This window comes from Caballeronia sp. LZ065 (assembly GCF_031450975.1).
GTDB lineage: Bacteria > Pseudomonadota > Gammaproteobacteria > Burkholderiales > Burkholderiaceae > Caballeronia.
The window spans coordinates 965,330-984,889 of the sequence record NZ_JARUXV010000001.1; the positions used below are offsets into that span (position 1 = coordinate 965,330).

Consider the following 19,560-nt stretch of genomic DNA (forward strand, 5'->3'; position numbering starts at 1 on the left):
CGACATCAGCATGCTCATACATCCCAATTTCGATCCCGTCGCCATCCATCTCGGACCGCTCGCCGTACGCTGGTACGGCCTCATGTATCTCGTGGCCTTCGTGTCGGCCATCGTCATCGGGCGGCTGCGCCTGCGCCTGCCCTATGTGTCGCGCCAAGGCTGGAGCGCGAAAGACATCGACGACATGCTGTTCTACGGCGTGCTCGGCACGATTCTCGGCGGCCGCATCGGCTATGTGATCTTCTACAAGGTGAGTTACTACGCCGCGCATCCGCTCGACATCTTCAAGGTGTGGGAAGGCGGCATGTCGTTTCACGGCGGCTTCCTCGGCGTGACGCTCGCCATGGTGCTGTTCGCGTGGCAGCGCAAGCGCACCTGGCTGCAAGTGACGGATTTCGTCGCGCCGATGGTGCCGCTCGGACTCGCGGCCGGGCGTCTCGGCAACTTCATCAACGGCGAACTGTGGGGCCGCGTGACGGACCCGAACGCGCCGTGGGCGATGTTGTTCCAGAACTCGACCAACGACGACGCCGTGTGGCTCTCGAAGAATCCGCAACTGGACGCGCAATACCATCTCACCGAGATTTTTCAGCGCTATCACATGCTGCCGCGCCATCCGTCGCAACTGTATGAAATCGCGCTGGAAGGGCTGGTGCTGTTCATCCTGATCTGGACGTTCTCGCGCAAGCAGCGGCCCGTTGGCGCCGTCTCCGCGCTGTTTCTGATCGGCTATGGACTGGCGCGCTTCACGGTGGAATTCGCGCGCGAGCCGGACGACTATCTCGGCTTGCTCGCGTTCAATCTCTCGATGGGCCAGTGGCTCTCGCTGCCGATGATCATCGCCGGCGTGCTGATGATGGTGTGGGCGTACAAGCGCAATCTGCGCCTGCCGCCGGAATCCGCGCAGGCCTGAAGGACGCGGGGCCGTGCGGGCCCCGCAACCCGCTTAACGTCCCATCTGCACGGAGCCGTTCACATCGACGGTCACGGTCGTCGTGCCGGCTTCCATCGCGATCGGCGCGGCCATCTTCGCATCGGCGCTCATTGCGCGCGACTGCATCATCATGACCGGGCGCGGCTGAACGCCGCTGTGTCCGATGTTCACTTCCCTGATCGAGAAGTTGCTGTAGCCGAACGACTGCGCGGCGGTCTGCGCCTGCTTGCGGAATGCGTCGATGGCCTGCGTCACGAGCTTCTGCTCGGCCGTGCGCTGCGCTTCCGGCGACAGCGAGAAGGCCACGCTGCCCACCTGCATCGACGCACTCATCTTGCCCGCGAGCTTCGAGACCGCCGCGAAGTCGTGCGATTCGAGCACGACTTCCGTGCGGCCGCGCCAGGCGGAGATCTTGCCGTCGCGATCCGTGGACGGATACACGGTAAACGAGCCGCTCTTCGCCGTCACGCCGTCGACGCCCCGTGCCTCGCGCAAGGCCGACTCGGCGCGTTGATTGAGCGTGTTGGTGAGCGAGGAGGGATCGGCGGCTTCCTGTTCGTAGAAGAGCGTGATGGTCACGACATCCTGCGCCACCTGCGCGCTCGATTGCGCCGACAGCGACAGCACGCCCGCGGGCTGTTGATTGATCACCGTCTGCGCGGCGGCGGATTGAGAGAAGGTGAACGCGGCGCCGGACATCGCGAGCAGGGCGAGGGCGGCGGCAGTTTTCTTGTAGGTCATCGAAGGCTCCAGACGCAAGGCAATCATGTAATGCGTCGCGTGATTTGCGACCGCCTTTAGGCGGCGGCCGCGCGTCGTAAGTTCCTTGTTAGACGAGATGCTCGGTAATGAAGCGCCATTGCATATCAGTGACGGGCGTGATCGACAGTCGATTGCCGCGTGCGAGGACCTGCATGTCCGCGAGCTCAGCATGCTCGCGCAATGTGGCGAGCGGAATCAGCGGCGTCTTCTTGACGAACTTCACGTCGACCAGCATCCAGCGCGGCGTCTCTTGCGTGGACTTCGGATCGTAGTAGTCGCTGTTGGAATCGAACTGTGTGGGGTCCGGATAGGCGGTGGAGCAGACCTTCGCGATACCCGCGATGCCGGGCTCCGGACAGCTCGAATGATAGAACAGCACGCCGTCGCCGACCTGCATCTGATCGCGCATGAAGTTGCGCGCCTGATAGTTGCGCACGCCCGTCCACGGCAGGGTTTTCTTCGGCGCGTGCGCCAGGTGATCGATGCTCGCTTCGTCCGGTTCGGACTTCATCAGCCAGTAGCGCATGATTGTTCGTTATGCGTGATCGACGATGGGAAGGGGAATGCAAAAGCACTGCATCAAATGAAAACGGCATCGGAAAAACCGATGCCGTTTGAGATGAGGTCCCCGCCATAGCCGCTAGGCCGGCATCCTGAACCTGGGTTCAAGATTGGTCGCGGTAAGCAACACTTCGGGTACATCGGACTAGCGACGCGCGCGCCCATGTTGCAAGGTTCCGCAACCGTGCCAATGTAGCATTGGTTCAAGGAATATATGACCTTGGCGAACCAGGCAGGGAAACGTCACTCTACACCAATCGTTTGCCTTCTGCAGCCCCGGTGCGGTTTCTTTTTTCGATCGCCGTGGCGCGCTGATTGACCCTTCACAACCCTGGCTTGATCAACCGCATCAACGCGCTTTATTGCACTTCATATTGTGCAATGACGGCGCCGAGCTGGTCGTTCATCGAGTGCATCGTGCGACGAATTTCCTCGGCCGGGAAGGCTTCGCCATGACGCACGCTGTCCTGCAGCTTGAGCAATTCCGACGCCAGCGATAACGCCGCCATCACCGCGATGCGATCCGTGCCGCGCACGTTGCTCGCGTTGCGCACCTTGTTCATCTCGGCATCGACGCGTGCGACGGCTTCGCGCAAGGGGCCTTCCGTTTCAGGCGAGCAGGCGAGGCGATAGGGCTGCCCCAGAATGGAGACTTCGATTTGCGTGGTCGTCATGCCTTCTCTCCTTGATGATGCTCGCCGTGCATTTCCGCTTCGGGGGCATGCGCATGTTCATGCGCACCCTGCGAATCGGCTTCGAGGAGATCGAGTTGATTTTCGGATTCGCCGTGCTGCGCGGACTTTGCGCGCGGCAGTTTTTCGAGGATCGCGTTGAGGCGGACTTGCGCGTCGTCGATCTTGGCGGAGAGGGAATCGCGTTCGGACTGCAGCGTGTCGCGTTCTTCGCGGACCTGCGCGAGGTCGGACTGAAGATTGGCGTACTCGGTGCGCAGTTGCTCGAGTTGTTCTTGCAGCGCGGCTCGCGCCTGATTGTGGCGCTCGCTGATCTGGATCAGCCGGCCGATATTTCCTGACAGTGATTCGAGTTCGTTGAGCATGTGCTGCGTCCTCTAAAGACCTCGCATTTTAGCGCGGTTCAACGGAGCTACCGATAATTGTCTCGTTTCGAGACGTAACAGCACGCGATCGTGCGCGCAAACCCCGGGTTCTCGCGCATCTCGCCGTGCATTCGTGTGCAGAAAACACGCGCGTTGATTTGCTCGTGGATACAGTCAGGCTGATTCTCGCTCGCTGAGTTCGTTTGTTCTTCGCATCTTCACGCGCCGCCTGCTGTCCTTCGCGCCAGGGTGCGCCGTTTCTTGACGGTCCCGACCCGCGCTCCTACACTTGCCGCACTTCTGGTGCTCGCACGCGCGGCTCTCGCGCATGCAGTCAAACGGGAAACAGGGAGCGAAGTCCTTGAAGCCGCCAAACCACCGAATGGCGGCGGAACAGGACGGAGCCAACCTGTGCTGCCCCCGCAACGGTAAGCGACCGCAACGCAAGTTGCAAGTCGTCTCATACGCGTTTTTGCAGCGTGGGCGCGTGGATCTCGCGTGATTCATCCATGTGCCGGGCCGGTCATCGGCCGCTGCAAGAAACGTGTCGACGCCACTGCGCATGATGCGCGGGAAGGCGGGACGATCCGTCGCCAGCCCGGATACCGGCCAGAGTCCCACGCGCCTGCCGCCGGTCATCGCACGATCATTGCGTGACTCCTGGCGGCATGGCGCGTTCGTCGCGCATCGAACCTCGCGGGGAGCGGGGCCGCGCTCATCCTCCACGGGAACACTCGTCATGCAATCGCCATGGGCCGCCGTCCGGGACGGCCTCTCCGGTCGCGGCATCGCCGCTGCCACTGTCCTCCTGCCGCTCGCCGGCGCCGCACAAGCCGCGACAACAGCCGCCGCGGATGATGCATCGCAAACGCTTGCGCCTGTCGTCGTCACTGCAACGCGTGCAGCGCAGCCGCTCGCTGATTCCATTCCGCAGACCTCTCTGTTCGATACACAAGACATCGCCGACAGCAACGCCGACGACGCACTCGGCCTCATCGCGCTGGCGCCCGGCGTGCAGATCACGCGCAACGGCGGACCGGGCGCGAACTCGGGCCTCTTCATTCGCGGCGCGTCGTCCTCGCAGTCACTCGTGCTGATCGACGGCGTGCGGGTCGAGTCGGCATCGCTCGGCGCGGCGCAGCTGTCGCAAGTGATGCTGGACCAGATCGGGCGCGTCGAGGTGGTGAACGGCAATGTCTCGGCGCTGTATGGTTCCAGCGCGATCGGCGGGGTCGTGCAGATTTTCACGAAGGAGGGCGAGCCCCATCCGCCGCGTTTCAGCTTCGAGACCGAGCTCGGCAGCTATCACACGCAGCGGCAGTCCGCCGGCGTGAACGGCGCGCTGGACAAAGACGGCCGCACCACCTTCAGCCTGAACGTGTCGCGTGAGAAGACCGACGGCTTCTCGTCGCTCGATCCAAACCTCGCGCCTGGCGCGAATCCCAACGCGAACGGCTATCTGAACGAGAGCGTCGCTGCGACCTTGCGCCACAGGTTCAATGACCAATGGGATGCGGGCGTGCGCTTCCTGCAGTCGAACGGCATCAACAGCTTCGATGACGCCTATGGCCAGCCAACCGATCTTAACGAATCGCATAACCGCGTGCGTTCGGCATCGGTGTTTGCCAACGGCAAACTCACCGGCAACTGGACCACGCACTTCACGATCGCGCAGGGCCAGGATCGCGCGAACATCGAACAGAACGGCGTCTATACGAGCCGCTTCAATTCTGGGAATCGCCAGTACACGTGGCAGAACGACATCCGCATCAGCGACGCGCACACGTTCCTCTTTGGCTACGAGCACCTCGACCAGACGCTTGACTCCGATCAGTTCAGCGCCCCCGACCGGCATGTGAATTCGGTGTTCGCGGGCTATGTCGGCCATCTGGGCGCGAGCGAATTCCAGGCGAACCTGCGTCACGACCAGTATTCCGATTTCGGCGGCGCGAACAGCTACTATCTCGGCTACGCGTACAACCTCGACGCGCACTGGAAGGCGAGTGCGAGCTATGCGGCCTCGTTCCGCGCGCCGAGCTTCGACGATCTTTACTATCCGTTCAGCGGCAATCCGTCGATTCAACCGGAGCGCAGCCATTCGGTCGAAGCGGCGTTGCAGTATGCGTCGAGCGGACTCGGCGGGCTGCGCGTCACGCTGTTCCAGACGCGCTATTCGAACCTGATCGACTACGTGTCCGACGGCGGCTTCTACTACATTGCGCAGAATGTCGGACGGGCGAAGGTGCAGGGCGTCGAGGGTTCGTGGGCGGGGCATGTCGGCAGAACGGATGTGCGGGCGGGCGTCACGTTCCAGAATCCCGTCGATGAAACGAATCACCAGGACCTGACGCGGCGCGCGCGGCATTTCGCGACGCTGAGCGCGCATCGCACGGTCGGCCGCTGGCGCGTGGGCGGCGAGTGGCTCGTGAGCGGCCAGCGCAGCGACTACGATTCGACGCTCGCGGGCTACGGCATCGTGAACCTGTCGGCGCGCTATGACATCTCGAAGTCATGGACCGTGACGGCGCGCGTCGACAATCTCTTCGACAAGGACTATGAGCTTGCGTATGCCTACAACACCCCGCGACGCGGCGCTTATCTCACGCTCGGCTGGCATCCGTCGTGAGCCGCGTGCCTGAGCGGCTGCGCGGCATGAACGGCGCGCGCGCCGCCGCGATATGGGCATGCCTCGCCGCCGCGGCGTGCGCCGTGCTGATCGCATCGCTTGCGCTGGGCAGCGTCGCGCTGCCGCCTTCGCGCGCGTTTGCCGCGCTGTTTCATGCGCTCTTTCATGCCCGGGCCGCCGCGCCCGATATCGCTGACGACATCGTCCTTACGCTGCGCCTGCCGCGCGCCCTCGCGGGCTTTGCGTCGGGCGCGCTGCTCGCGCTGGCCGGGGCGTTGTTGCAGGTGCTGTTGCGCAACCCGCTGGCGGAACCTTACGTGCTCGGCGTCTCGGGCGGCGCGGCGAGCTTCGCGCTGGCGGCGATGCTGGTCTCGCTGCCGTGGTGGGGCGTCGATCTCGCCGCCTGCGCGGGCGCGTTCGCATCCATCGTTCTGGTGCTCGGGCTCGCGCGTCGTGACCTGTGGCGCGGCACCCAGGACGCATCGCCACGGCTGTTGCTGACGGGCGTCGTGATCGCGTCCGGCTGGGGCGCGCTGATCACGTTGATGTTGAGCATCGCGCCGGAGAACCGCCTGCGCGGCATGATCTTCTGGCTGACCGGCGATCTCGACGGCGCGGCCACGCCGTGGCCCGCACTGCTGGCGCTGGCGCTCGCGCTGCTGTTGATCCTCCCGGTAGCGCCGCAGCTGAACGTGCTGCTGCGCGGCGACAGCGCCGCGCAGGCGCTCGGCGTGCCGGTGGCGCGTCTGCGTCTGCGCGTCTACCTGGTTGCGTCGCTGGCGGCTGCGGCGGCCGTGACCACGGCGGGCACGCTCGGCTTCGTCGGACTGGTCGTGCCGCATCTGCTGCGGCTTGCGTTCGGCAACGATCAACGCATGCTGGTGCCTGCCGCCGCGCTGGCGGGCGGTCTCGCGGTGATGGCCGCCGACCTCGCCGCGCGCACCGTGATCGCGCCCGCGCAGTTGCCGGTGGGCGTGGTGACGGCGCTGGCAGGCGTGCCGATGTTCCTCTGGATGCTGCTGCGGAGACCGCGATGAAGCTGCATCTCGACGCCATCGTGCTCCGGGCCGGCGAGCGCACGCTGATCGACGGTCTGACGCAGACCTTCGCGCCCGGCGAGATGTGGTGCGTCGCGGGCCCGAACGGCGCGGGCAAGACGACGCTCATCCATGTGCTGGCCGGATTGAGCGCGCCGGCGGCAGGCCGCGTGTCGCTCGATGGCCGAGCGCTCACGACATGGCGCGCCGCCCAGCTCGCACGCGTGCGGGCGCTGATGCCGCAGGCAACTCACGACGCCTTCAGCGCCAGCGTGCTGGACACCGTGCTGCTGAACCGCTTTCCGTATCTGACCGGATGGGGCTGGGAAAGCGCCGACGATCGCGCCGCCGCGCACGCGGCGCTCGACGCGCTCGGCCTCGCGCCATTCGCTGCGCGCGACGTGCTCACGCTGTCGGGCGGCGAACGGCAGCGGGTCGCGCTGGCGGCGGTGCTGTGCCAGAACGCGCCGCTGCTGCTGCTCGACGAACCCTTGTCGCATCTGGACCTGCATCATCAGATCGCGTGCCTGCATGCGTTGCGCGCGGCGGCCGGCGTACATTCAACCGGCCCCGCGCGCACCGTCGTGTTCTCGTGCCATGACCTGAATCTCGCGCGCCGCTTCGCGACGCATGCCTTGCTGCTCGATGGCCGCGGCCACGCCTGTGCGGGTCCGGTCGCCGAGGTGCTGACGCCGGAACGCGCCAGCGCGGCGTTCGGCTATCCGCTTGCGCTGCTGCGCGACGGCGATCACGAGGCGCTCGTGCCTTCCATCCCCCGTTTCTGAAGGAATACCGATGTCCACGCTCAACGACATCCCGCTCCCGCCCGCACTCGACCGGTCGCTCGAAGCCGAACTGCGCCGCGTCATCGACATGAAGACCAAACCGCGCGGCAGCCTTGGGCGGCTCGAAGCGCTCGCGCTGCAAACGGGACTGATCCAGCGCACGACGAAGCCGCGCATCGTGCGCCCGGCGATGATCGTGTTTGCCGCCGATCACGGTATCGCCGCGGAAGGCGTGAGTTCGTATCCGCAGGAAGTGACTGCGCAGATGGTCGCGAATTTCCTGGCGGGCGGCGCGGCGATCAATGCGCTGTCGCGCTCCGTGGGCATGGCGCTGGAGATCGTCGATGCGGGCGTGGCGACGCCGATTCCAGCTGTGCAGGCAGGTCCGGACGTGGGCTATGAACGCGAGTCGCTCGGCCCCGGCACGCGCAACTTCGCGCGCGAGCCTGCGATGTCCCGCGCGACCGCGCTCGAAGGCATTGCGCGCGGCGCGGCGTGCGTGCGCCGGCATGCGGCGCTGGGCACGAACGTGATCGGTTTCGGTGAGATGGGCATCGCGAATACGTCGGCGGCGGCGTGCCTGATGAGCCGTCTGTGCGGCGTGCCGATCGACGAATGTGTCGGCCGGGGCACGGGTCTCGACGATCGCGGTCTCGCGCACAAGCGTGAGGTGCTGGGCCGCGCGCTGGCACTGCATGCCGATACCGTCGATACCGTCGATACCTTGGCGACTTTCGGCGGCTTCGAGATCGCGATGATGACGGGCGCGTGTCTCGAAGCCGCGCGTGCGGGCATGACGATTCTCGTCGATGGCTTCATCGCGACCTCGGCGCTGCTGGTCGCCGCGACGCTCGCGCCGGCGGTGCTCGACTACTGCGTGTTCGCGCATGCATCGGACGAGACGGGTCATCGGCGCATGCTCGCGCATCTCGGAGCGGCGCCGCTGCTGCAACTCGACCTGCGTCTGGGCGAAGGCACCGGCGCCGCGCTCGCGCTGCCGGTGTTGCGCGCGGCGGTCGCCTTCCTCGATGAGATGGCGAGCTTCGAGTCGGCAGGCGTTTCGGATCAGGCCGGCTGAGATGCAGCGTCCGCTCGACGAACTGCGCTACTTCTTGACCGCGCTCGGCTACTTCACGCGCGTGCCGGTGCCGCGCTGGGTCGGTTTCGAGCGCGAATATCTGAACGCGGCGGCGCGTTATTTTCCGTTGGTAGGCGTACTGGTCGGCGCGGTTGCGGCGCTCGTCTGGCTGGCCGCGTGGCGCGTGTTTCCGGCGGGCGTCGCCGTGCTGCTTTCGATGGCCGCGACGCTCATGCTGACCGGCGCATTCCACGAAGACGGCCTGGCCGATTGCGTCGATGCCTTCGGCGGCGCGTACACGAAGGACGATGCGCTGCGCATCATGCACGATTCGCGCATCGGTGCGTTCGGGGCGATCGCGCTCGTGATCGCGCTGGCGCTCAAGTGGCAGACATTGGCCGCGTTGCCGCCGTATCGCGTCGCATGGACGATGATCGGCGCGCACGCCGCGAGCCGCGCCTTTGCGATCAGTTATCTCGTCACCCTCGACTACGTTCGCGCCGAAGGCAAGGCCCGGCCGGTCGCGCAGCGCATGAGTCGGGCATCGTTCGGATGGGCGCTGCTGTTCGGCTTGCCCTGGCTCTTCGCGCTGGACTGGAGGCTTGCCGGCGTGACGATTGCCGTGCTGTGCGTGCTGCGCTGGATGATCGGCCGGTACTTCGTGCGGCGCATCGGCGGCTATACGGGCGACTGCCTCGGCTTCGCGCAGCAGGTGTTCGAAATCACGATCTATCTCGTCGGGCTCGCATGGATCTCGTTCTGATCCGCCATCCGGAAGTGGCCATTGAGGCCGGCGTCTGCTACGGGCAGACGGACGTGCCCTTGCTGCGTGATGTTGCTGAGTCAGCGCTTGATCTGACAGCGCGCATGCAGGCGCTGAAGGTGCCCGGCTGCGTCGACGGCTGGCATGCGAGTCCGTTGCGGCGCTGCGCGTCGCTTGCCCATGCGCTTTTGCCGAATGGCCCGATTCATCTCGACTCGCGCCTCACCGAGATGAACTTCGGCGCATGGGAAGGGCGCGCGTGGGACGGCATCGAGCGGGCGCTCATCGATGCCTGGGCGGCCGACATCGAGCATGCGCGCCCGCATGGCGGCGAAAATCTGGTGCAGTTCGCGCGCCGCGTGATCGCCTGGTTCGACGACACCTGCGCCGGCGAGCAGACGGTTCACGTTGTCGCGCATGCGGGCGTGATGCGCCTGCTGGCGGCGCACGTGCTGGGCATCGCGAATGAACATGCGCTGCAATGGCCGCTCGATTTCAACGGCATCGCGTGGTTCAGGCGCGTGCGCGGACAGTGGCTGCTGGTGCGCTGGAACGCTTGATTAGCGGGTTCGGCGTGCGCGGGCGTCGTCGAGATCGCGGCACAGTTGCGCCGCGCCCAGCGCGAGACGGGGCGTTGGCCGGTTGATGAGATCGCCGTCGATGCCGAACAGATTGCCGCGCGCCACGGCGGTCAGCGCGGTCCAGCGCCGCCAGCGATCGAACGCGGGCAAGGGGCGGTCCGGCGGCGTCGCGCCCGGCGTCGCGGTGACGATGGCTTCGGGATTCGCCGCGAGCACGGCTTCCGCCGAGACCGTCGGCACCCGCAGCGGCTCGGCCGCGAACACATTCACGCCGCCGCACAGCGTGATCACTTCATCGAACACATTGTCGCGATTGAGCGTCATCAGCGGCTCGTCCCACACCTGATCGAACACGCTCACGGGCGGCCGCCGGGCATAACGCTCACGCAGTTGCGCGATGTCGTTGGTGAAGGCATCGGCGGCGGCGCGCGCGGTGGGCTGCGTGCCGAGCAGCGCGCCGAGTTGGGTGAGGCTCGTCGCGATATCAGCGAGATGTTTCGGCTCGTTGAAATAGATCGGCACGCCGAGCGCTTTCAGCCGGTCCAGCTGACGCGCCGCATTGCCATGCCGCCACACCACGATCAGGTCAGGATGCAGCGCGACGATGCGCTCCAGATCGAGCGCCTTGTTGTCGCCGACGCGGGGAATGGCCTGCGCTTCCTTCGGGTAGTCGCTATAGCTCACCGCGCCGACCACGCGCGTGCCGCCGCCCGCGGCGAACAGCAGTTCGGTGACGTGCGGCGCAAGGCTGACGACGCGTCGCGCCGGCTGCGCAAGCGTGACGGCGGCGCCGCTGTCGTCGGTGACGGTGATGGCGGCGTGTAGATTCACGCAGACCGCCATGAGCAGGCTCGCAAGCAGCGCGCGCGCGATCATCCGCGAATCTCCGCCAGCGCGCGCGCAAGACGGACCCAGTCGCCCTCGGCACCCGGCAGGCCGACGCGCAGGCTCGGCGTCATGCCGGGCAGGTCGAAGAGACGCGTCCAGATGCCGCGCCGCGCGAGTGCATGCTGGAGCGCGGCCGCGTCCGGTACGGGCATCCATGCGAACAGCGGCGTGCCGCGTGCGTCGAGGCCGTGATCCGCGAGCAGGGCGGCAAGACGCGCGCCGTCGCGATGCAGACGCGCGCGTGTGTCGCGCTGCCATGCGCGGTCGGCGAACGCGGCTTCGACCGCATGCCGCGCCGGCCCGCTCACGGTCCACGCACCGAGCATCGCGCGCAGTGGATCGACGACGGCAGGCGAGGCCAGTACGAAGCCCGCGCGGATCCCCGCGAGCCCGAAGAACTTGCCCACCGAACGCAACACGACAAGCCCCTCGCTTGCAGTCTCGCCCGCCAGCGAGGCGGAGGGATCGACATCGGCAAAGGCTTCGTCGACGATCAGCGTGCCGCCGCGCGAAGCCAGCCGTTCATGCCAGCGCAGCAGCGTGTCGCGGGAAAGGAGTTCGGCAGTCGGGTTGTTCGGGTTGGCGACGATGACGTGATCGAGCGCATCCGGCAACGCCTGCGCATCGATATCGAGCGTCACGACCGTGTGGCCGGCGCGGCGAAATGCGGGTGCGTACTCGCCGTAGGTCAGCGGCGCGACGCCCACCATGCCCGGCCGCAACAGCGCGGGCAGCGCGCGAATCGCGGCCTGCGAGCCCGCCACCGGCAGCGCGCACGGAGCGCCGTAGTAGCGCGCTGCGGTGTCGGCGAGACCGTCGTCGTCTTCGGGCAGACGGCGCCACGCATCGGGCGGCACCGGCGGCACCGGATAGCCGTGAGGATTGATGCCGGTCGAGAGATCGAGCCAGTCTTCGAAGGGAAGGTCGTAGCGGCGTGCGGCTTCGCGCAGGTTGCCGCCGTGGCGCACCGGAGCGTCGGCGTCTTCAGGTTGCGTGGTGTGAGTCATGTCAGCCGCCCGCCGTCACGCTCGCAACCGCGAGCACCAGCAGCACCGCGAGCCACATCAAGGTCGCGCGCTCGACCAGCCGCAACGCCGCGACCACATCCTTCGGATTCGCGTTGTGCCCTGCGCCGAGCGTGGGCCGTGCCTCGAGCTTGCCGTGATACACCGCCGCGCCGCCGATCAGCACGTTCAGGCTGCCCGCGCCCGCGGCCATCACCGGGCCGGCATTCGGGCTGTCCCACGAACGCGCCTGGGTGCGCCAGCAGTGCCAGGCCATGTGCGTGTCGCCGGCGAGCGCGTAGCTCGTGGCCGTCAGGCGCGCCGGAATGAAGTTGAGCACGTCGTCGAAGCGCGCGGCCGCCCAGCCGAAGCGCAGGAAGCGCGGCGTGCGATAGCCCCACATCGCGTCGAGCGTGTTGGCGAGCCGGAACATCAGCGCGCCCGGTCCGCCCGCGACGGCGAACCAGAACAGCGCGCCAAAGATTGCATCATTGCCGTTTTCCAGCGCCGATTCGACTGCTGCGCGCGAGAGGGCGTTTTCATCGGCCTGCGAGGTATCGCGCGACACGATGCGCGCCGTCAGCGCTCGGGCGCGGTCGAGGTCGCCGAAACTCAGCGCCCGTGCAATCGGCGCGATGTGCTGGCGCAGACTCTTTGCGCCGAGCGCGAACCAGAGCAGCAGCACGTGCACGAGACTCGCATAGGCGAACGGCAGCACGCTGACCAGCAGCCACGCCACGGCGACCGGCGGCGCCACCAGCGCGAACCACGCGAGCATGCCCGCAGGCCGGGCGCGGACGCCGGTGTTCATGCGCGCTTCGAGCTTCGTCGCGAGCTGGCCGAAGCCGACCAGCGGATGCCGAGTGCGCGGCTCGCCGAACAGACGGTCGACGATCACGCCAAGCACCGCGAGCAAGGCCATGGCGTAGACGGAGAGCAGGAGCATCGTAGCGATTCCTCCGTCAGCCCTTGAGCACGAGCGGCAGGCCCGCGGCCATCAGCACGGCGCGCGCGCTGGCGGCGGCGACGCGCTGATTCAGCCGGCCCAGCTCGTCCACATAGAGCCGCGTGACCGAGCCGAGCGGCACCACGCCCAGCCCGATCTCGTTGCTGACGACGATGACCTTGCCGCGCGCGTCTGCCAATGCGGCGTCGAAGTCGGCGAGGGCGGCTTGGGCGCGCTCGGGCAAACCGGCGATGTCGTCGCCATCGTTGTCGGACGAAAACAGCAGGTTGGCGAGCCACAACGTGAGGCAGTCGATCAGCACGCAGCCATCCGCGCGATCCGCCGCGCGCAGCGCGCCCGCGAGATCGAGCGGCGCTTCGACCAGCGGCCAGTGCGCGGGCCTGCGTTCGCGATGCAGCTGCACGCGTTGCTCGAACTCGGCGTCGCCGATGCGTGCGGTCGCGATATAGGTGACCGGCAGTCCGCTGCCGTCGGCGAGTTGTTCGGCGTGCGCGCTCTTGCCGGAGCGCGCGCCGCCGAGGATGAAAGTGAGATCCGGGGTCATCGCGACATTGTACTGACGGGCTAAGATAGCGCGTCGTTCATCACAGGATTTGGCCCGTATGTCTTTCACGCCTCGCGGCACGCTGATGATCCAGGGCACCACCTCCGATGCCGGCAAGAGCACGCTCGTCGCGGGCCTGTGCCGTCTCGCCCGGCGCGGCGGCGTGCGGGTCGCGCCCTTCAAGCCGCAGAACATGGCGCTGAACAGCGCGGTCACGGTGGACGGCGGCGAGATCGGCCGCGCGCAGGCGTTGCAGGCCATCGCGGCGGGCGTGCCGGCGCGCATCGACTTCAATCCGGTGCTGCTGAAGCCGACCAGCGACCGGGGCGCGCAGGTCATCATCCACGGCCACGCGCACGCCAATCTCGATGCGCGCGCCTATCACGACTTCAAGCGCATCGCGCTGGACGCGGTGCTCGCTTCCCACGGCCGCCTGTGCAACGAGTTCGACGCGGTAATCGTCGAAGGCGCGGGCAGCCCGGCGGAAATCAATCTGCGCGACAACGACATCGCCAACATGGGTTTCGCGGAGCGGGTCGACTGCCCGGTCGTGCTGGTGGCCGACATCGATCGCGGCGGCGTGTTCGCGCATCTCGTCGGCACGCTCGCGTGTCTCTCCGAAAGCGAACGCGCGCGCGTGCGCGGCTTTGTCATCAACCGGTTTCGCGGGGATATTGGCTTGCTGCAGCCGGGCCTCGACTGGCTCGAAGCGCAGACCGGCAAGCCGGTGTTCGGCGTGCTGCCGTATCTGCACGGCCTCACGCTCGACGCCGAAGACATGCTGCCGAGCCAGCCGCACGCGCGCGGTAGTGCGCCGGCGCTGAAGGTGATCGTGCCGGCGCTGCCGCGTATCAGCAATCACACGGACTTCGATGCGCTGCGGGCGCACCCGCAGGTCGATTTCAGCTATGTGCGCGCGGGCGTCGCGCCACCGCCGGCCGACCTCATCGTGTTGCCGGGCTCGAAGAGCGTCCAGCGCGATCTCGCCTGGCTGCGCGACCACGGTTGGGACCGTGCGATCGAGCGGCATCTGCGCTACGGCGGCAAGGTGCTCGGCGTCTGCGGCGGAATGCAGATGCTCGGGCGGGAAATCGACGATCCGGACGGCGTGGAAGGCGCCCCCGGCTGTGTGGACGGGCTCGGTTTGCTCGAACTCGCCACCGTGCTGACGCCGCACAAGCAACTGGAGAACGTGACCGGGCATTTGACGGTCGGCGCGGCGGACGCGCCCGTGCGCGGCTACGAGATCCACATGGGCCGCACGCACGGCGCGGCGCTCGCCCGGCCGCTGGTCGCGCTCGATGGCGGGCGCTGTGACGGCGCGGTGTCGGCCGATGGCCAGATCGCCGCGACCTATCTGCACGGTGTTTTCGATACCCCCGAAGCCTGCGCGGCCCTGCTCGCATGGGCTGGCGTGACGGACGCGCAGGCGCTCGACTATCCGGCGCTGCGCGAGGCGTCGCTGGATCGTCTGGCCGATTCGTTCGCGCAAGCGCTCGACCTGGATGCGCTACAGGCGGCGTTCGGGCCGCCGTATCGGCCTCGGCGTCAATAAAGAATCATCTGCGTGCAACGGAACAGCGCGATGAGCTTGCCGTCGCCGTTCGTCACCGTGGCGTCCCACACCTGCGTGCTGCGCCCGAGGTGCACCGCCGTGGCGGCCGCGACGATCTTGCCTTCGCGCGCCGTCGAGACGTGATTGCTCTTCAGTTCGAGCGTGGTGAAGTTCTGCGCGTTCTCGGGCAAATGCGCGATGCACGCATAGCCGCAGCACGTGTCCGCGAGGCCGACCACGGTCGCCGCGTGCAGAAAGCCGTTGGGCGCGAGCAGTTCCGGCCGGATCGCGAGTTCGCCGCTCAGCCGGCCCTGATCGAGGGACAGGAGTTGCACGCCCAGCAGTTCGGGCAGGCAGCCTTTCTGACGATTGCGCAGGAAGTCGAGCGTCACATCGGGGCGAAGCGAAGTCATGGGCGTGAGGGGTTCCGGTGAGGGTTGCGGGAAGGTCGGAAGCGGGACGACAGGCGCCGGCCGCGGCCTGGCCGTTCGGACGGCATGCCGGATGTCGCGCTTTTGCCGATAATATCAACGCTCGAAACAGGCATCCGCCAGGAATTTCATTCAATAAAGACGAAAACGCGTGTCGTCCGGCCTCGTCCGGGCGGCGCGCCGCACTTTCTCCGGGACCTTTCATGACCGTGATCGTGGTGGCAAATCCGAAGGGCGGCGTAGGCAAGAGCACGCTCGCGACCAATCTGGCAGGCTATTTTGCAGCGCAGGGCGAATGGGTCGCGCTCGCCGATCTCGACAAGCAGCGCTCCTCGCACGCGTGGCTTTCGCTACGGGCGGACACCTTGCCGAAGATCGAAGAATGGGGCGTCGATGTCGATTCCCCGGCGAAGCCGCCCAAAGGTCTGGAAAAAGCCGTCGTCGATACGCCCGCCGGCGTGCACGGCAACCGTCTCGCGCTGGCGCTGGAATTGGCGGACAAGGTGATCGTGCCGCTGCAGCCGTCGATGTTCGACATCCTCGCTACCCAGGACTTCCTCGCGCGGCTGGCGAAGGAAAAGGCGGTGCGCAAGGGCGCGATTGAAATTGGCGTGGTGGGCATGCGGGTCGATGCACGCACGCGCTCGGCGGACCAGCTGCATCGTTTCGTCGAGGGGCTGGAGCTGCCGGTGCTCGGCTTCCTGCGCGACACGCAGAACTACGTGCAACTCGCCGCGCACGGCTTGACGGTGTGGGACGTGGCGAAGAGCCGGGTCGAGAAGGATCTGGAGCAGTGGGCGCCGATCGTGGAATGGGCGGGGAAGAAGTGAGGGGGCGAGGCGGATTAGCGGGTTGCCGGTGCAGTCAAAGGTTTTCCGAGCCTCTTGTCCGGGTGAGCAACGGCCGATGCGGTGAAAGCGGCCCGGTTGCCCGACGCATCAGCTCGCGGGCATGTGTTCCAGCGCGCGTGCCGACGCCAGCAAGCCCCCCAGAACTTTGTCCGCGACCCGCTCGGAGAATCCGGAAGGAAGTTCCGCGCGGACCTTCTCCACGAGCTCGGGTGTGCGGCCCACGATCTCCTGCAGGAGCGGCTCGGCGTTGTCACCATATCCGACTTTCCTGGCCGTGCTGTTGAAGTGACGCCGCTCGATTTTATGCACGTGATAGTGCTTGTTCTTCCCGAGCAGGGCCATGGCCAGCTTGATCTCCTGTTCGGCCCACTGGCTTGGACCATTGCCAATGACAGGATAGGCGGACATCACGTCATACAGGGGTGTCAGCTTGAAGCGGCCCGCGCCGCCGGCGAGAAGCTGGATGCTGAAGTTCTTCGCGTGACCATCCGGCGCCCGCATCATCCAGAAAATGATCTGTGCAGCCATCAGCGTGTGCATGTCTTCTGCCGCAGACTGCGATTGTTGCAACAGGTTGAACATTGTCTGGAGACCCGGACCGCCCGCATTCTCGTACTTGACCAATGCGGATGTGCCGGTCGCCTGGCAGAAGTCCTCCTGGACAAGTCGAAACAGCTGTTTTCCGCTCCGCGATGGAACCCGGTCGAATCGTTCTACCACGAGCACCCGCTGCGAACCAAAGGTCTCGATGCTCGCCTCGGCCGTGGGCAGCCCATACTCTTTCAGCAATCGCAGACACAGCCACTCGTTGTCGACCGAGGTCGTGAAGTCAGCCTTGCGTCCGCCCACGATGCCGATAGGCAGCTTGAAGATGTGCGTTGTCGGTGTCGTGCCGCGCGGTTTCAGCCATTGTCCGTCCCATCGCAGAAAGGCATCTTTCTCTTGCGCGCCGGCTAATGAAATGCGGAAGTCGTCATCAGGGTCGCTTGCCGCAGCAAAGCGGTCGGGACTGACGACCTCGAGAAGGTGTCGCTCGATGGCCTCTTCGTCGACGACGACTCCTTCGATCTGGTCCAGTCCTTCCGGCACCGCTCCGTCCGGCAGCAATTGCAGTGCACCTACGCAGTCGCGACCGATCGCCGTCAGGAGGTCGAATGCATCAATGGAGCCGGTCTTGAACCGCGCCGCCACACGCTTGCGGATCGTGTCGCTGTCGGGCAGCAGTCCATCGAAGTAGTGCAACACGCTTGCTCCGCTCAGCGGCTCATTGCGCAGGTTGAACGGCAGCGAGAGTGATATCGGACGTCCACGGGCTGAGTCGCGCCAGGCGCTATCGTACTGAAGCTCGGATGCGCCATTCGCATTGACGGTCCAGCGTCCGACGAAGTCACCGTTGGCCCAGAGGGAGAGGGTTTGGCTGTGAGAGCGGCGACCCATGCTTACCACTCCGAGACGTCTTTTGCTTCGATTGCTTCACGTTCCCCGAGGCGCAGCTCGAGGCCAATTACGGAGCACCAGCTCAGCAATTGCCTGAAACTCAGTTCGCCGGGATTTTTTTCCAGGTACGAGATGCGGTTCTGGCTCAGGCCGACGCGTTGCGCCAAGGAAGCCTGGGTCAGCTTGAGCCGTTTGCGCGACGTCACGAGCAACTGACGAAGTTGCGACTCGGTCACCAGAGTCTGGAAGGAGAGGGCGGTCGTCATGGTTTATCCGTAATTCGGCTAAATCTAGTTTAGCTGATATTCGGATAAAAGCAATTTAGCCGGTTTGCGGATAAAATTAGTTTAGCTGCTATGCAGCTATTTCACCGTGACGCCCCGCCGACATGGCACGGAGACGCGCTTCCCTCACGTCCAGTTCTGCACCGGCACGTGATCCCGGCTGCCCTTGATGCGGTTCTTCTCGTCGACGAACACGAGATCCGGCTTCCAGCCCGCCTTGATCTCTTCGTCGTCCACTTGCGCGAACGCCGCGATGATCACCAGGTCGCCCAGTTGCGCGCGCCGCGCGGCCGAGCCGTTCAGCGAAATCATGCCGCTGCCGCGTTCGCCCTTGATCGCATACGTGGTCAGGCGCTCGCCGTTGTTCACGTTCCAGATGTCGATCTGCTCGTTCTCCATCAGGTTGGCGGCGTCGAGCAGGTCTTCGTCGATCGCGCATGAACCTTCATAGTGAAGCTCGCAATGCGTGACCGTCGCGCGGTGGATTTTCGATTTGAGCAAGGTGCGCTGCATGGTGCTTCTTTCCTCTTCCTTCAGATGCTTGAAATGCTTCAGATTTCCAGATTGTCGATCAGACGCGTCGCGCCGAGCTTCGCCGCCGCGACCACGACGAGCGGCGCGTCGGCATCCGCCTCGCCCGGCGGCAGCAAGTCGACGCGCTTGCGCACGCTGATATAGTCGGGCTTCCAGCCGCGTCCGGCGAGCGCGTTCATCGCCTCGCGTTCGAGCGCGGCGATATCGCGATTGCCCGACAACAGCGCCTCGCGCACGCGCTGCAATTGCGCGACGAGCTGCGGCGCCTCGGCGCGCTCGGCGTCCGAGAGAAAGCGGTTGCGCGAACTGAGCGCCAGCCCGTTGTCTTCGCGCACGGTCTCGGCCGCGACAATCTCCGTCGGCAGCGCGAACTGGTTGCACATGGCGCGCACGATCATCAGCTGCTGATAGTCCTTCTTGCCGAACACCGCGACGCGCGGCTGCACGCACGACATCAGCTTCATCACCACCGTGCACACGCCGGTGAAGAAGCCAGGGCGGAATTCGCCCTCGAGAATATCGCCGAGATTGTGCGGCGGATGCACGCGATACTCCTGCGGCTGCGGATACATGTCCTTCTCGGTCGGCGCGAACAGCACGTAGACGTTTTCCCGCTGCAGCTTTTCGATGTCGTCCTGCAGCGTGCGCGGATATTTGTCGAAGTCTTCGTTCGGGCCGAACTGCAGGCGGTTCACGAAGATGCTGGCCACGACCGGGTCGCCGTGCTGGCGCGCGAGCCGCATCAGCGAGAGATGGCCTTCGTGGAGGTTGCCCATCGTCGGCACGAACGCGGTGCGGTTCTGGCCGCGCAACTGGTCGCGCAGTTCATGAATGGAGCTGATGACTTTCATCGAGCGGGTGTCTCCTGTCGGCGCGGCCTG

General features: G+C 66.0%; 22 protein-coding genes, 1 other RNA gene and 1 riboswitch. Of the genes, 9 read left to right on the top strand and 14 right to left on the bottom strand.

Annotation, left to right across the window (positions count from 1 at the left end; all coding sequences use genetic code 11):
- Positions 1-10: 10 nt before the first annotated feature.
- Complete coding sequence (gene lgt / locus QCE63_RS04485; RefSeq protein ID WP_309830934.1) at positions 11-913, top strand: prolipoprotein diacylglyceryl transferase; 903 nt, start codon at positions 11-13, stop codon at positions 911-913.
- 33 nt (positions 914-946) lie between these two features.
- Here the strand turns inward: lgt and QCE63_RS04490 are convergent, their stop codons facing one another.
- The 5 genes from QCE63_RS04490 to QCE63_RS04510 all read right to left on the bottom strand — a co-directional run bounded on the left by QCE63_RS04490 (position 947) and on the right by QCE63_RS04510 (position 3,314).
- On the bottom strand, positions 947-1,675 hold the full coding sequence (locus QCE63_RS04490; RefSeq protein WP_309830936.1) for an SIMPL domain-containing protein: 729 nt from the start codon (positions 1,673-1,675) through the stop codon (positions 947-949).
- Between the two features lie 88 nt (positions 1,676-1,763).
- Positions 1,764-2,222: an EVE domain-containing protein gene (locus QCE63_RS04495; RefSeq protein ID WP_309830938.1), complete on the bottom strand. Its 459-nt coding sequence runs from the start codon at positions 2,220-2,222 to the stop codon at positions 1,764-1,766.
- A 95-nt stretch (positions 2,223-2,317) separates the two neighbouring features.
- Positions 2,318-2,499, bottom strand: a non-coding RNA gene (ssrS, locus tag QCE63_RS04500) — 6S RNA.
- Between the two features lie 117 nt (positions 2,500-2,616).
- Positions 2,617-2,931, bottom strand: a complete 315-nt coding sequence (locus tag QCE63_RS04505; protein WP_309830940.1) for a cell division protein ZapA — start codon at positions 2,929-2,931, stop codon at positions 2,617-2,619.
- The gene (locus QCE63_RS04510; protein ID WP_309830941.1) at positions 2,928-3,314 is read right to left on the bottom strand and encodes an ATPase; all 387 of its coding nucleotides are present in this window, start codon (positions 3,312-3,314) and stop codon (positions 2,928-2,930) included. Before QCE63_RS04510 ends, QCE63_RS04505 begins: the two co-directional genes overlap by 4 nt.
- Before the next feature lie 284 nt (positions 3,315-3,598).
- Positions 3,599-3,943, top strand: a riboswitch (cobalamin riboswitch).
- 110 nt (positions 3,944-4,053) lie between these two features.
- Between QCE63_RS04510 and QCE63_RS04515 the strand changes: the two genes are divergently transcribed.
- Genes QCE63_RS04515 through QCE63_RS04540 form a run of 6 tightly spaced genes read left to right on the top strand, consistent with a single transcriptional unit; the run spans position 4,054 to position 10,163 of the window.
- Entirely contained in the window at positions 4,054-5,940 is a 1,887-nt protein-coding gene (locus QCE63_RS04515) for a TonB-dependent receptor domain-containing protein (protein ID WP_309830944.1), read from the top strand.
- Positions 5,941-5,966: 26 nt separating this feature from the next.
- A complete protein-coding gene (locus QCE63_RS04520; RefSeq protein ID WP_309833680.1) occupies positions 5,967-6,977 on the top strand; it encodes an iron ABC transporter permease in 1,011 nt (336 codons plus the stop codon).
- Complete coding sequence (locus QCE63_RS04525) at positions 6,974-7,762, top strand: ABC transporter ATP-binding protein (protein ID WP_309830947.1); 789 nt, start codon at positions 6,974-6,976, stop codon at positions 7,760-7,762. The genes QCE63_RS04520 and QCE63_RS04525 overlap by 4 nt, the downstream gene beginning before the upstream one ends.
- Positions 7,763-7,772: 10 nt before the next feature.
- Positions 7,773-8,840 carry a nicotinate-nucleotide--dimethylbenzimidazole phosphoribosyltransferase gene (cobT, locus tag QCE63_RS04530; protein WP_309830949.1) on the top strand — a complete coding sequence of 356 codons (1,068 nt, stop codon included), beginning with the start codon at positions 7,773-7,775 and terminating at the stop codon, positions 8,838-8,840.
- A 1-nt stretch (position 8,841) separates the two neighbouring features.
- Positions 8,842-9,603: an adenosylcobinamide-GDP ribazoletransferase gene (locus QCE63_RS04535; RefSeq protein ID WP_309830951.1), complete on the top strand. Its 762-nt coding sequence runs from the start codon at positions 8,842-8,844 to the stop codon at positions 9,601-9,603.
- Positions 9,588-10,163 (top strand): histidine phosphatase family protein, encoded by a 576-nt coding sequence (locus QCE63_RS04540; RefSeq protein ID WP_309830953.1) that lies wholly within the window; start codon positions 9,588-9,590, stop codon positions 10,161-10,163. The genes QCE63_RS04535 and QCE63_RS04540 overlap by 16 nt, the downstream gene beginning before the upstream one ends.
- Here the strand turns inward: QCE63_RS04540 and QCE63_RS04545 are convergent, their stop codons facing one another.
- From QCE63_RS04545 to cobU, 4 genes are read right to left on the bottom strand one after another with little or no spacing between them, the layout of a single operon-like run.
- A complete protein-coding gene (locus tag QCE63_RS04545; RefSeq protein WP_309830955.1) occupies positions 10,164-11,060 on the bottom strand; it encodes a cobalamin-binding protein in 897 nt (298 codons plus the stop codon).
- Entirely contained in the window at positions 11,057-12,079 is a 1,023-nt protein-coding gene (cobD, locus tag QCE63_RS04550) for a threonine-phosphate decarboxylase CobD (RefSeq protein WP_309830957.1), read from the bottom strand. Before cobD ends, QCE63_RS04545 begins: the two co-directional genes overlap by 4 nt.
- 1 nt (position 12,080) lies before the next feature.
- The gene (gene cbiB / locus QCE63_RS04555; protein WP_309830958.1) at positions 12,081-13,022 is read right to left on the bottom strand and encodes an adenosylcobinamide-phosphate synthase CbiB; all 942 of its coding nucleotides are present in this window, start codon (positions 13,020-13,022) and stop codon (positions 12,081-12,083) included.
- A 16-nt stretch (positions 13,023-13,038) separates the two neighbouring features.
- Positions 13,039-13,587: a bifunctional adenosylcobinamide kinase/adenosylcobinamide-phosphate guanylyltransferase gene (gene cobU / locus QCE63_RS04560; RefSeq protein ID WP_309830960.1), complete on the bottom strand. Its 549-nt coding sequence runs from the start codon at positions 13,585-13,587 to the stop codon at positions 13,039-13,041.
- Between the two features lie 58 nt (positions 13,588-13,645).
- Here cobU and QCE63_RS04565 point away from each other — a divergent pair, with 58 nt between their 5' ends.
- Positions 13,646-15,142: a cobyric acid synthase gene (locus QCE63_RS04565; RefSeq protein WP_309830962.1), complete on the top strand. Its 1,497-nt coding sequence runs from the start codon at positions 13,646-13,648 to the stop codon at positions 15,140-15,142.
- Here the strand turns inward: QCE63_RS04565 and QCE63_RS04570 are convergent.
- On the bottom strand, positions 15,136-15,555 hold the full coding sequence (locus tag QCE63_RS04570; RefSeq protein WP_309830965.1) for a PaaI family thioesterase: 420 nt from the start codon (positions 15,553-15,555) through the stop codon (positions 15,136-15,138). The genes QCE63_RS04565 and QCE63_RS04570 overlap by 7 nt on opposite strands.
- 221 nt (positions 15,556-15,776) lie before the next feature.
- Between QCE63_RS04570 and QCE63_RS04575 the strand changes: the two genes are divergently transcribed.
- Positions 15,777-16,403: a ParA family protein gene (locus QCE63_RS04575; protein WP_309830967.1), complete on the top strand. Its 627-nt coding sequence runs from the start codon at positions 15,777-15,779 to the stop codon at positions 16,401-16,403.
- Between the two features lie 108 nt (positions 16,404-16,511).
- Here the strand turns inward: QCE63_RS04575 and QCE63_RS04580 are convergent, their stop codons facing one another.
- From QCE63_RS04580 to panC, 4 genes are all read right to left on the bottom strand, one after another.
- Positions 16,512-17,861, bottom strand: coding sequence for a type II toxin-antitoxin system HipA family toxin (locus tag QCE63_RS04580; RefSeq protein ID WP_309830968.1), 1,350 nt, complete (start codon positions 17,859-17,861; stop codon positions 16,512-16,514).
- Between the two features lie 2 nt (positions 17,862-17,863).
- Positions 17,864-18,127, bottom strand: a complete 264-nt coding sequence (locus tag QCE63_RS04585; protein ID WP_309830970.1) for a helix-turn-helix domain-containing protein — start codon at positions 18,125-18,127, stop codon at positions 17,864-17,866.
- Positions 18,128-18,271: 144 nt separating this feature from the next.
- Complete coding sequence (gene panD, locus QCE63_RS04590; protein ID WP_309830972.1) at positions 18,272-18,658, bottom strand: aspartate 1-decarboxylase; 387 nt, start codon at positions 18,656-18,658, stop codon at positions 18,272-18,274.
- Between the two features lie 38 nt (positions 18,659-18,696).
- Positions 18,697-19,530: a pantoate--beta-alanine ligase gene (gene panC, locus QCE63_RS04595; RefSeq protein WP_309830974.1), complete on the bottom strand. Its 834-nt coding sequence runs from the start codon at positions 19,528-19,530 to the stop codon at positions 18,697-18,699.
- Positions 19,531-19,560 lie beyond the last annotated feature (30 nt).